This is a genomic window from Pseudolactococcus yaeyamensis (genome assembly GCF_054658615.1).
Window position 1 is genome coordinate 48223 of the sequence record NZ_BAAGGP010000002.1, and the last position, 13216, is coordinate 61438.

10 protein-coding genes are annotated in these 13216 nt (G+C 38.2%); 2 read left to right on the top strand and 8 right to left on the bottom strand.

Annotated features, from left to right (window positions below; all coding sequences use genetic code 11):
* From ACYQ21_RS00770 to ACYQ21_RS00805, 8 genes are all read right to left on the bottom strand, one after another.
* Entirely contained in the window at positions 1–2223 is a 2223-nt protein-coding gene (locus ACYQ21_RS00770; RefSeq protein ID WP_460054156.1) for a bifunctional metallophosphatase/5'-nucleotidase, read from the bottom strand.
* A gap of 16 nt (positions 2224–2239) precedes the next feature.
* The gene (locus tag ACYQ21_RS00775) at positions 2240–4150 is read right to left on the bottom strand and encodes a beta-glucoside-specific PTS transporter subunit IIABC (RefSeq protein ID WP_460054157.1); all 1911 of its coding nucleotides are present in this window, start codon (positions 4148–4150) and stop codon (positions 2240–2242) included.
* Between the two features lie 140 nt (positions 4151–4290).
* Positions 4291–5133, bottom strand: a complete 843-nt coding sequence (locus ACYQ21_RS00780) for a PRD domain-containing protein (protein WP_460054160.1) — start codon at positions 5131–5133, stop codon at positions 4291–4293.
* Between the two features lie 251 nt (positions 5134–5384).
* The gene (gene guaB / locus ACYQ21_RS00785) at positions 5385–6866 is read right to left on the bottom strand and encodes an IMP dehydrogenase (RefSeq protein WP_460054163.1); all 1482 of its coding nucleotides are present in this window, start codon (positions 6864–6866) and stop codon (positions 5385–5387) included.
* Positions 6867–7084: 218 nt separating this feature from the next.
* A complete protein-coding gene (locus ACYQ21_RS00790; protein ID WP_460054165.1) occupies positions 7085–7762 on the bottom strand; it encodes a YoaK family protein in 678 nt (225 codons plus the stop codon).
* 73 nt (positions 7763–7835) lie between these two features.
* Positions 7836–8498 (bottom strand): DNA alkylation repair protein, encoded by a 663-nt coding sequence (locus tag ACYQ21_RS00795; protein WP_460054167.1) that lies wholly within the window; start codon positions 8496–8498, stop codon positions 7836–7838.
* Positions 8495–8971, bottom strand: coding sequence for a 23S rRNA (pseudouridine(1915)-N(3))-methyltransferase RlmH (gene rlmH / locus ACYQ21_RS00800; protein WP_460054169.1), 477 nt, complete (start codon positions 8969–8971; stop codon positions 8495–8497). The genes ACYQ21_RS00795 and rlmH overlap by 4 nt, the downstream gene beginning before the upstream one ends.
* A 372-nt stretch (positions 8972–9343) precedes the next feature.
* The gene (locus ACYQ21_RS00805) at positions 9344–10243 is read right to left on the bottom strand and encodes a LysR family transcriptional regulator (protein WP_460054172.1); all 900 of its coding nucleotides are present in this window, start codon (positions 10241–10243) and stop codon (positions 9344–9346) included.
* Positions 10244–10931: 688 nt separating this feature from the next.
* Here ACYQ21_RS00805 and ACYQ21_RS00810 point away from each other — a divergent pair.
* Complete coding sequence (locus tag ACYQ21_RS00810; protein ID WP_460054173.1) at positions 10932–11405, top strand: YbhB/YbcL family Raf kinase inhibitor-like protein; 474 nt, start codon at positions 10932–10934, stop codon at positions 11403–11405.
* Between the two features lie 363 nt (positions 11406–11768).
* Positions 11769–13016, top strand: a complete 1248-nt coding sequence (locus tag ACYQ21_RS00815) for a S1C family serine protease (RefSeq protein ID WP_460054174.1) — start codon at positions 11769–11771, stop codon at positions 13014–13016.
* Positions 13017–13216: the final 200 nt, after the last annotated feature.

Here is a 13216-nt window from a genome sequence, read left to right on the forward strand (position 1 = left end):
CTATCTCTCCAAAGTTTTGACAATTTTTAATTGCTTCATCAGGATAACTAGACCGATAATAGCTAGGCCAGTTATTAGTAAAATAGTCCGACGACTTTCGCCAGTTTTCGGCAAATTTTGCTTTGTCGCATTATCCGTCCCATTTTGTACAGGCTTGTCCGTTAGTTCATTCTTTTTAACAACATTAGTTACAAGAGCAAAAGGTGAAAATGAACTTGTTTTAAAACTAATGTCAGTTTTATCCACAGTCACCTCTAATGTTTCAAATGTCCCATCAGATTTTTCATGGTAAATTTTCGGATTCATTTTCTGCCCTAAATCAATACTTTTCAAAGTAATCGTTACAGGTTCAGAAAATCCTACTGCTTCACCATTAAGCGTATCTAAGACTGAAAGTTGCCACAAACCGAATATATCTTGTGTATTAGCCAATTTATTTTTAAATGCTAAATAAGTCTCGTCAGTCTTTGAAACAGACGCTGACACCAAACGAACATACCAAGGCACATTACCTGAAAGGATAGCCTGAGCTGTTTCATGATTCACTACGCCTGCTTGAGCAGTAGCTTTTTCAAGTTTTGCCTGAACTGGCGCAGAAATCAAATCTTTTTCAGTTGTTGCTAACTTAGCAAACGCCTGATAAATCTCAGCGACTTTATCCGCCTTTTCAAGCGTATCAACCGTTAAAGGAAGATCATTTTGAATGCGTGTTAAAACATTGATAAGATTTGTCGGATTGACCAATTCTGTAAAGGTTATGCGGCCTTCAAGAACGGGATAATTCAAAGGGCTTTGTTTTTCGATATAAGCTCTGACCACTGCTGCAAATGACGGTAATTCTTTTATCGGTTTCAAGGTAAGTGATTTAAGCACTTCTTGATTGGCAACGACAACATCAGTCGCAACACGATAAGTTTTCGCTAAATCTAAACTTTCACCGTTGACCGTCACATCATAAACCAGACCTTCAACTTTTGAATCTATTTTCAGCGTTAGCCCACTCACTTGAAGAAACATTGAATTAGCATTTGGAAAATAGCCGTCAAGCGTATACATGGCTTTCAAAATTGATAGCAAGCTCTCGCCTGTCACCTCAAACATTTGAAGCGCCGTATCCGACCTAGTCGCTGTCAAAACATCACCGACTGTAATGTCTCCCGCAGCGATTGAGCCTTCCATTGAACTGCCACGCATCAAAGCAACATCTGCAACCATTTCATTTTTCACGGCATCAGAAAGCATATTACCCAGAATCGTTTCTTTCGTCCTAAGAAATTCACGTTCGCCAGTTAAATGCTGTTTCGTACTTCCGATGACTTGTCCTAAATCCACTCCATAATTATTAATCAAGGATTGCACAGCTGTTTGTGTCGTTACATCTGGCGTAAAATGACTTAAATCAGTTTTGGTTTTTAGACTAGCTTTTTTGGATACAATCTCGCGACTATCAAGCTCAATATCAATCCGACCGATGTAATCACTAAAAGACCCAGCTTGAGCAATCAGTGTCTCACCAACAGTTGTCCCATTTGGCAAAGCCGTATGACTATGACCATCTACAATGACATCAAAATCAGGAACTTCAGTCGCAATTTTAGAGGTTGTCATATTACCAGCATCGCCGACGTGCATCAAGCCAACCACGATGTCAACTTGTGGTTTGATTTGTGCAGCCAACGTTTTACTTGTTGCAATTTGATCAGTAACTGTCAAATTATCAGCACCCGCCACAGAAGTTGTGATCCCTACTAAACCAACTTTAATACCATTTGGCAGTGTCATGATTTTCGTGCCATCAAATAATGGTTGACCTGTATCTGTATAGGTCGCATTACCACAAATAATCGGGTAAGATAATTGGCTTGCCAATGTTTTCAAGCGAGGTAGGCCATAATTCACATCATGATTCCCGATTGTCATGGCATCAAAACTCATCGTTTGAAGAATACCAAGTACACTTTGAGCTTGATCAAACGACGCATAAACCTCGCCATTAAATGTATCTCCAGCATCCAATATCAATGTATTAGGATTTTCAGCCTTCGCTTGTTTGAAATAGGTTTCTAGTTTGGCATAACCAATATCATCTTTAGAATCCGTAACATGACCATGGACATCATTAACGTGCAGAATACTAATGGTTTCTGCCTTTGCTTCATTTACTACAAAACCTAAAATGGCGCAAATAGCAATTGCAAATCCTAAGAAATACTTTTTTCGCATAAGATACCTTTATTTTCTAAATAGTTGTCAATAAAGCATCGCTATTTGTGACTGTTTGCTTATCAGTTACCTTAATTTCTTCATAATCTGGCGTATTCGTCACAATAATTGGTATTTGTGTGCTAAATCCAGCTTCTTCAATCGCTTTGATGTCAAATGATAACAATTTTTGACCTTTTTTCACTGTATCACCTTGTTTGACAAAACTTTCAAAATATTTGCCTTCCAGTTGAACAGTGTCCATGCCGACATGGATTAGAACTTCTGCACCCTTATCTGAAATCAGACCAATGGCGTGTTTAGTAGGAAAAAGTGTCATAACGCTACCATCAAATGGTGCAACAACTTCGCCAATCTCTGGTACAATAACTGCACCTTTACCTAATAACCCCTCAGAAAATGCTGCATCTCCAGCTTCACTAAGTGGTAAAACTTGACCTACAACAGGACTAGCAATTGTTTCTTTAGTGACAAATTTAGCATCAACAGTTACGTCAACATCAACTGTTTCAGCATCATATTCTTTTGGACAGAAGAGAGTAACCAGAATAGCTGTCACTACCATTGCAATAACGATAGAAATAGCAAGATTAATAACAGAACCCATGCTACCCTTAGGAGTTGCATCTGCACCTGAAGAAATAAATGATGGGAAACTGAAAACGCCTAGTCCACCCATTGAATAAGAAGTGATATTTGTCAATCCACCATAAGCACCACCGATAGCACCACCAATACATGACATAATGAAAGGTTTAACACGTGGTAATGTAATCCCATAAATTGCTGGTTCAGTTACGCCACAGAAGCCTGAGATAACCGCTGGCAATAACAAACCACGATCTTTTTTCTTATGAATTTTTGGATATAAAGCAATGAGTGCCGCTGTTTGAGCAAAACTGACACAACCGATTACTGCAAGAATATTTGAATAACCTTGTTTTCCAAATTGGATAATCGCCATTGGAATGAGTGCCCAGTGAAGACCAAACATAACCAGAAGTTGCCAAAGCGCACCAAGTAACAAACCAAATAGAATACCTGAGAAGTCATAAACTGAAGTAAAGCCTTTGTTCAGTAACTCTGTCAAGACACTAATGATTGGTCCAACGACAAGAAAGGCAATTGGCATTGTAATTAATAACGTTACCATTGGCACAAAGAAAGTTGCAATCAATTCTGGGATAACTTTTTTAGCCCACCTGTTTATTTTTGAGGCCAACCAAATTACAAAGATAATCGGAACCGCTGATGATGCATAATCATTAGCAATAAGTGGAATACCTGCAAATGTTGTGAAATACTCAACACCTAGGAATTTACCTAGTGGTTTAGCGCCTTCAACAATAATTGCTGATTTTTGAATAGCAGGATAAAGCAATGCCGCTGCGAGTGCCAATGCTGTAAATTCGGGCAATTTGAACTTACGTGCTGCCGCAACTGCGATAAACATTGGCAAGAAATAAAAGACCGCATCACCAATCGCATTAAGCGTGATATAAGTTCCTGATGTTTCATTAATCAATTTAAAGAAAATCAAAAGGGCATTAATCCCCTTAACCATACCAGCCGCACAGAGAGGTCCAAGGAAAGGTTGGAAACAACCTGAAATAATATCAATCAGTGCGTCGAATGGTTTCTGCTTCTCATTTGATTCCTCAGATGATTTAGCACCTGAAATACCCGCCACTGTCAGAACTTCTTCATAAACATTTGGGACATGGTTCCCGATAACGACTTGATATTGACCACCAGCCTTCATAACTGTGACAACACCATCCATGTTTTTGAGCACGGCATCATTTGCTTTAGACTCATCTTTGAGTTTAAAGCGCAAGCGCGTGATACAATGCGTTAGGCTGTTAATATTGCCTTCGCCACCAACTTCTTTGACGATTTTTTTCGCCAGTTCTTCATATTTGCCCATTGTAGGGTCCTCCTAAAATTTATGTCAGGTGACTAGATTGTCACCTGTATATTTTAGGTTTGGCCAACTTAATGTAACCATCCGTGTTACCACTGTTAAGCTGTTTAAACTATGTTTGCTAGCCATTTAAACAAGCGATGCTAATTCTTCTGCACAATACGCGCCAGATGAATCGTGATGTAGGTCTGCTCATCTTTTGAGACATGATACCCACGTGTTTTTTCCAGAAAACTAACAATTTTGCTCGTCGTTTCATAACTCTCCGAAAATTTTTCGATAATCATCTCAAAGAGACTATCATCAGGACTTGGCATCCCTTTAGAATCACCGAGTAACACACGCTCACTAAAAAACTTGAGATGTGTTACAAAACGCTGGAAGAAAATGTCATCTTCATTAATCGCAACTTGTAAGCTATATTTGACGATTGTCAACATTTCTTCCATTAATTTGGTCAATTCTGATGCACTTGAGTTGCCCCGTCCAAGTTCACTATTGACGATGTGCATGGCAATGAAACCAGCCTCGTCGTCTGTTTCCAGAAGATGAGGTAAGGCAAATCTTTCAGAGATATCTGAAACAGCCGTTTTCCCAATACTATATTCTGTTGGAAAGAAACGTTTAATATCCCAAAGCAAGAAGTTTTTAACTGCAATCCCATCTTTAGCACGCAACTGCGTTGCATTGATGTGGTCAGCAAGCGATAAGAAAAGCGAATCATTAATTTTGCCAGGAATTCTATCCTTAGCAAGCGTGATGACCTTATCTGTAATCTCGAAAATTTCATCTGGAATTCCGGCAAGCAACTCATCAACTCGACTACTGCCATCGCCTTTCAGCGTATAAAATTTTTCAATCTTATCTACTGCGATCTGCTCGCCAATCTTCTTCCCAAATGCCAATCCACGTCCCATGACAACAACTTCTGCATGATCTTTTTCCGTGATGACAACATTGTTATTAAGAATTTTACTGATTTGCATATCTCAACTCCATCTTTTCAAACAGATAAAAAATAGACCAAAAACGATAGCACTACCTATCAATTTTTGGTCTAGCTTAACTTAATAATAACTATCCGCTCTCTACTAAGTTCTATCCTACCACATCATGTAAGCGGTGTCAATAGCTATCTAAAAAAAAATTTATTCCTTTTATCACTGTCAGCTGTAAGCCTTAGACAGTCAGAAAAAAAGTCCCCAACATTCAATGTTGAGAAACTTTTCTAGCTATTTTAATGCACCGAATAGTTAGGCGCTTCTTTGGTAATTTGGACATCATGTGGATGGCTTTCTTTCAAACCAGCGCCTGACATTTCGATAAACTGTGCATTTTCATGCAAGGATTCGATATCTGCTGCCCCAGTATAGCCCATACCTGCTTTCAAGCCGCCAATCATTTGGAAAACGATATCTGTGGCAGAGCCTTTATAAGCCACACGCCCTTCAATACCTTCTGGTACCAGTTTGTTGGCCTCATTAACACCACCTTGGAAGTAACGGTCTGATGAGCCTTTTTTCATGGCTGACAAGCTCCCCATACCACGGTAAGTTTTATATTTACGGCCTTGGTAGATTTCAAATTCGCCCGGTGATTCGTCTGTTCCGGCCAACATTGACCCTAACATCACGGCATCGCCACCAGCTGCAAGGGCTTTGACGATGTCGCCTGAATATTTAATCCCACCATCAGCGATGATTGTTTTGCCATACTCACGCGCAACAGCCGCCGCATCATAGATGGCTGTAATCTGTGGCACACCAACACCTGCCACGACACGCGTCGTACAGATTGAACCCGGACCAATCCCAACCTTAACCACATCAACACCTGCTTCATAAAGGGCACGTGCGCCTTCCGAAGTCGCAATGTTGCCCGCAATCAAGGTACGGTCTGGGAAGTGAGCACGGATTTCAGCGATTTTACGTAAAACGCCCGCCGAATGACCATGCGCTGTATCGATGACAATCGCATCAGCACCCGCTTCAAACAAGGCTTCAGCACGTTCAAAAGTATCAGAACTGACACCAACAGCACCCGCTACAATCAAGCGACCGTGGGCATCTTTCGCCGCATTTGGAAACTCAATCACACGCTCGATGTCTTTAATCGTAATCAAGCCTGACAAACGACCTTTACCATCGACAAGTGGTAATTTTTCAATTTTATGCTTTTGAAGAAGAGACTCAGCCTCTTTCAAAGTTGTACCGACTTGCGCTGTCACTAAATCTTCGGATGTCATGACATTTTTGATTTCTTGGTTGTAATTTTCGACAAAACGTAAATCACGGTTAGTCAAAATACCGACTAATTTGCGGTTTTCTAGCGTTTCAACGATTGGTACACCAGAGATACGGTACATGGACATCAAGTCTTCCGCTTCTTGAATCGTGTGTGTCGGCGTCAGGAAAAATGGATCTGTGATGACACCAGACTCCGATCGTTTCACTTTACGCACTTCATCAGCTTGCTCAGAAACGCTCATATTTTTGTGAATCACACCCATGCCACCTTGACGTGCCATCGAGATGGCCATCGCACTATCGGTGACTGTATCCATGGCCGCCGAAATAACAGGAATATTCAAAATCAAGTTGGGGGCAAGCTGTGTCCTCATGTTGACCTCATTTGGCAATACATGACTTTCAGCAGGAATGAGCAATACGTCATCGAATGTGTAGCCTTTTTTCAGAAATTTAGTGTCCCAATTTGACATTGAAATAGTTCCTTCTTTCTTATTTATAAGTAAGCAATACTTGCTTTGTGTTTAGATATTGTTACTATTTTATCACGCTATCTGACTTTGTCAATACATTTGCATTAACTGATGTTTGAAACATGATTGAACGTTCAAAAATGAGGCACAACTCGATAAGTCATGCATCGTTTTTTCAGTTGTTGTTACTTCATTATATTGCATCGTCTTATTTTTTCTTAATCAAAACCATTGACTTTCTCAAAATACAACACCAGATTAAAACCAAAGATAATAGGTAGGAGCGCATAGAGGGCACTTTCATCAAATTGATGTGCTAAAACAGTTGAGATAAAAACACCAAGACAGAAACCTGTGATGATTAAAAAAGTATAACCGCCACGTTTCAAAATCTCTGGTTTTCGCTCAACCAACCCCTGCACGATGAAAACAGACATGTTTTTCAGATTACCGGTCATCATGGTATTGGTATAAGGCACCCCACGCATTCGTTTGAAAGACTCCAACTGAACCGCAACAATAAAAGAAAGCGACAGCACCGTCCATTTTGAGGCAACAAACTGCGCCATAACTGCCGTGATTAAGACCCCTATAAAAATAATCAAGGCAGCCAAAGCATGCCAGCGCAAATGCTGATGCGATACAGCAAATTTCCGCGCAAAATATGTAAATATAGCACCTAACATAAAAGCAAAAATTGGGAGTAGGTAATTAGCCACCTCTGCAAGATTGCCTTCAGCCAAATTCTTCATTAGATAGATGAAATTTCCTGTTTGCAACCCTGCAAACCGTTTTCCCTGTGTTACAAAAGTATAAGCATCCAAAAAACCACTAATAAATGTAATTAGCACTGCTACACGGACGCGCTCAAAAATTCGATAATCTTTCTTTTTCAAAAATCGTCACTCCAATCTAGTTTATCCTATCAAACTTTACACTTATTTAACCGATAACGCACCTCGACTCTGGTTAGGAGTGGCTACGGTTTAAAACTTTCAAGCCTTCTCTAATCGATAAATTGCTAAGGTCAGCATCATGTTCGGCAATAAACTCACGCACCCAGTCTGGTGCAACTTTAGAATACTCACGCAAACTCCAACCAATCGCTTTATTAATGAAGAATTCATCTGAGCCTAAGTTATTTTTGATGATTGTCGCTAATAAGTCAGCATCCGTTTCAAGTTTAAAGCCTAGTTGATGATCAATCGCAAGTCTACGAATCCAAAAGTTATCATCTTGTGACCAGACTAGCATGGTCGCCTTGGCCTGTGGAAAACGTCTCACAATACTGCCCACGTGTTCATCCAGAAAATCAATCGAATCCCACCAAGATTTTTGAATAGCCAAGGCATAAAGCTTATCCAAATCGGCTAAAGTTAGCCACTTTTGAACTTTTTTTAGATAGTCTCCAGCTAGGTATTGAAATTCGCGATAGTCTTGGGCCCACAACTTATCCACAAGAGACCAGTCAACACACCCTTCCTTGGCTTTTTCTCGCAAAAAATCCTTAGACAATACTCTGCGTTCGGGTGTTTTAATCCCCAGAAATTCAAAGTGATTTTTCATGTATCGCTTCATGCCTGATGCATTGTCAGGATTTTCGTGGGCTAAAAAAGTTTCAAGGACTGTCATTTGTGGTAGGGACTCCCTTCGCGGATCATGAAAGCGCGATAGATTTGTTCGACCAATACGAGTCTCATCAGTTGGTGTGGTAAGGTGATGCGCCCAAAGCTAATCAGAGCATTGGCTCGTTTTTTAACACGAGGGTCTAAGCCAAGACTGCCACCGATAATAAAGACCAGTGTTGACGCCTGTTGCATGGACTGTTCAAGACTGATGGATAAGTCTTCTGATGAGATGAGTTTGCCCTCAATCGCCATTGAAAAAACAAAATCACGATCAGTCAGTTTCGCTAAGATTCGGTCGCCCTCTTTGGCCAAAATCTGAGCATTTTCTTTAGCCGAAGCCTTATCGGGCGTCTTTTCATCTGGCAGCTCAATGATTGCCACCTGACCAAAACGCGATAGGCGCTTGACATACTCTGCAATCCCAGCTGTGAGGTAGTTTTCTTTTATTTTTCCAACACTAACAATCTTTATTTTCATGGTTTTATTATAACATATTTGATAAAGCGACGATAATTCGCTTTAATTAGATGCTAATGGCATATCTAGAAAGTCCAACAAAGTGGCTTAGTGTTTTTTTCCTACTTTCTTTGATAGAGAAAAGTAGTCAACATAACACGCTAATAAAGTATCAGATACAAAATTTCCGCTTTTAGGACTTCGCTCATAAGCGATCAAATCGGACGAAATTTTTCTATCTTTTGTTTTTCCTGAGTTCACTAAAACAAATAACTATTAAAGGGGTTATCTGTTGTTCAAAATTTATCATAATAATCAGCTTTCTTTTTTATAGATATTTATTTAACTATCATGTTTTGTCATACTTGTTTTCTATTTTGAGCACGGCAATAATCAAGAGTTTTGTTTACTATGTAATTTTACTTTAGATTGTTCATTTTCTATGAATTTTCTAAATGAATTTTTGAATCTTGTAATTTCATCGTTTTCTTTCAGGTTGATAATAAAAGTATAGGATATAGGCGAAGGTATTTCATTAGGGGGAATAGCAATTATTTTATCATTTGCATGGACCAATAAATATGAAGGAAGATAAGATATTCCCTCATTATTTTCAATTAACTTTTCAGATACAGCAATATCTTTTATCGAAATAAAGTCAGCGTTAGGCATTAAATGGCGAATTTTCTGTTTTAAATCATCCCAATAATTAGGATGATTATCTGTTAGAATACGATATTTTTTGAAAAACTCATATTCAGAAGTTATTTTGAGATTTTCTTCTAATTTTGGTACAAATAATTGAATTTTTCCCTCACAAATTTGTTCAATATGCAATTTCTTATGATATGGTTCTTCTCGGTCAATCCCAATATCAAACGTATTATTTGCAATTTCAGTTGAAATTTTTTCGAGAACTGTGATTGAAATCTCAATTTGAGGTTCTTCTTGAAAGAATAAGGGAAGAAATTTAGGCATCAAATAGTTTGCAATATAAGGTGACACAGCAATATCAAGATGTTTCGTGATTTTTTTACTGATTAGTTTTATCTTATCAGTATTAGTTTCATAGGTTTCAATTATTTCTTTTGCTAGAGGTATAAAATCTTTTCCTAGGCTAGTTAAATATAAAGTATGTCCGATTGATTCAAATAGTTCAACTTGAAGATGATTTTCTAATTTTTTGATTTGTTGATGTAAGGTAGGTTCAGTTAGAAATAGTTTCTCACTAGCTTTTCTATAATTTAATTGTTCTGCTAAAACTAAAAACGTATAGTACCAATCCAAATTCATAAGCTACATCCCCTTTGTTTATTTTTATATTGTGAAGTGAAATCCCCATAATTATAGCACTATTCTCAAAGACAGTCACTAAACTTTTCCCTAATAGAATAGCAAGCTTTTCCGAATTCAATTCTTGTCATTTTTCAGGTATCCTTACTATATGGAGGTGGCAACTGATATTTATTCAGGACAATACAATTGTGATGGTATGCAACAAAGAGGAATAAAGAAAATAGTCAATTTTTAGTGAATTATCCAAAACTATAGATTGAGTGATATTATTAATCGTATCGAATTTAATCGGTGCAATAATCACTCAACTTTTATTGGAAATTAGCACTCTCTAAAAGCTGGTGAAGATTCTGCTTTAATTCAAACATTGGATATTGAGAACACTGAAGAATTTCAGAGGAAAACAAATAGTTGTATGTTTTTAAACTTACTTTTTTCTGAAAAATCAATTACCATAGTTTTCAGAAATTTCTTTATTGATAGCTTTAATCTTACTACTGAATCAACAGGTTTATTTAACTATTACAGGAATGCTTTTTTAGACTTATCATCGGGGTCAACACATCCTCAGACGATATTAACTCTGAAACTTCACGATAATATTTCAGTTACTTTGAATAGTGCGGAAATATTTATGCTTGTGTACAATTATCGCTAGCCCACAGAAAATTCGAGGAGAATACAAATGAAAATTGAAATTGATTTTACAAATAATATTATACCGACTAAATTTGGAAAAGGAGCAGAACCAAATGATATGATTTCTGGTAATCCTATTCGTTCTTTTCCCTTTTCTGTAACGGATTTACCAAAAGGGACAAAATCACTAGCGATTACAATGATTGATTTCGATGCAGTAGCCGTATGCGGTTTTCCGTGGATTCATTGGGTAGTGACTGATATTCCTGTTACAAATACAATAGTAGAAATCATTGAAAATTTCAGTCGTCTAAAAAATGCTGAACAACTTCGAGGAAAAAATAGTTTTGCTAGTGGACTTTTACAAGACGATTTTTCTGAAATTGAGAACTTATTTGTTGGACCGACACCGCCAGATAAAGACCATAATTATATATTAACCGTATATGCTTTATCTGGAAATTTAGAAATAAACGAAGGTTTCTACTTAAATGAGTTGCTAATAAAAACAAAAAAGTAGGGCTATGATTCGCTCTACTTTTTACAATTTACTGTTTATCTGTTCTTGTTAAAGCTCTTTATTAATCCTTGGCATTTGTAACTGATAAGCCTTGTTTTTCTCCACAACAGAAAAGAAATGTAAAGCTGTGAAAACTTGATTTATCCACATTTTCACAAAAGTTTCCACATTTTTGTGGAAAACTCATGGTTTTTTACACACTTCTTCACAAACCACCTGATTTATCCACAAAAATGTGTATAACTTTCTAACACACTTCATAATCAACTACTAAATATTTAACAAATACTTAGATTTAAGGTATGATTAAGTAGTAGGCGTTAAACTTAAGCTATCAACAATAAAATATAGAGGACATAACATATGAAAAATAGTAAAAAAACGATTGCAAAATTAGTAGCTGCCGGTGTTATCGGTGGTGCTGTTTCATTGGGCGGTAATATCGCCTATGACCATTTTACTAGTGTTGCACCGACCACAACTAATCAAGCAAGTACAAGTAAAGTATCTAATGTTTCCTATAAAGTATCGAGTAACACGACTAAAGCGATTGCTAAAGTCTCAGATGCCGTGGTCTCTGTGATTAACTATCAAAAAGCGCCTTCAAGCAATTCATTAGATGATTTATTTGGAGATAGCTCATCTAATGATAAAAGTGATGGCAAGGAACAAGCTGCAGGTGAAGGTTCTGGTGTCATTTACAAAAAAGACGGTGATTATGCCTATGTCGTTACCAACAACCATGTCGTTGATGGCGCAAGCTCTCTCGAAATCATGCTCTCAAATGGCAGTAAGATCAAAGGTACCTTAGTCGGGAAAGATGCTTATAGCGATTTAGCGGTCATCAAAATTCCATCAAAAGAAGTCACAAAAGTCGCTGAATTTGGTGATTCTTCTAAACTCACCGTTGGAGAGCCTGCGATTGCTATCGGATCTCCGCTCGGCAGTGAATACGCTAACTCTGCCACTGAAGGCATCATCTCTAGCCTATCACGCAAGGTCGTTATGCAAAACGAAAGCAACCAATCCGTCAATGTCAACGCCATCCAAACAGATGCCGCGATTAACCCCGGTAACTCAGGCGGTGCTTTGCTCAATGTCGAAGGTCAAGTTATCGGCATCAACTCAAGTAAAATCTCTGCGACAGGCTCATCATCACAAGATATTTCTGTTGAAGGCATGGGCTTTGCCATTCCATCTAATGATGTTGTAGAAATCATCAACAAACTCGAAAAAGATGGCGAAATCAAACGCCCAGCCCTTGGCGTGCAAATGAAGGATCTCACGAGCATCAACTCGCGCGCTATCGAAGAACTTAAACTTCCTAAGAGCGTTACAGCAGCCATCGTCATCATCAATATCCAAAAAGGCCTGCCAGCCGATACTGCTGGTCTTAAAAAATATGATGTGATCACAAAAATCGGTGATACTAAAGTGACGACAAGTACTGAACTTCAAAGCGCCCTTTACAAATATAGTATTGGCGACGACATGAAAGTCACTTACTATCGCGACGGTAAAGAAAAAACAGCGACTGTTAAACTCGCAACATCTTCTGATAAGTTAGACTTTAAAGATGCTGAATCTGCCAAGTCTGAACAAGATAAATAAGCCATACAAAAATAGAGGCTGGGGCAAAAGTCTCAGAAATACGAAAACCGCATGAAATTCGTTTCTAGAAACGTTGATTTCATGCGGTTTTTCAGTTTCAAAATTTGTCAAAAATAAGCAATTTCTGACTTTTGTCCCAACCTTTATTTTTTAGCAACTCAACGATTAACGTAATTAGCACAATGTTCATGCTAGGGCTC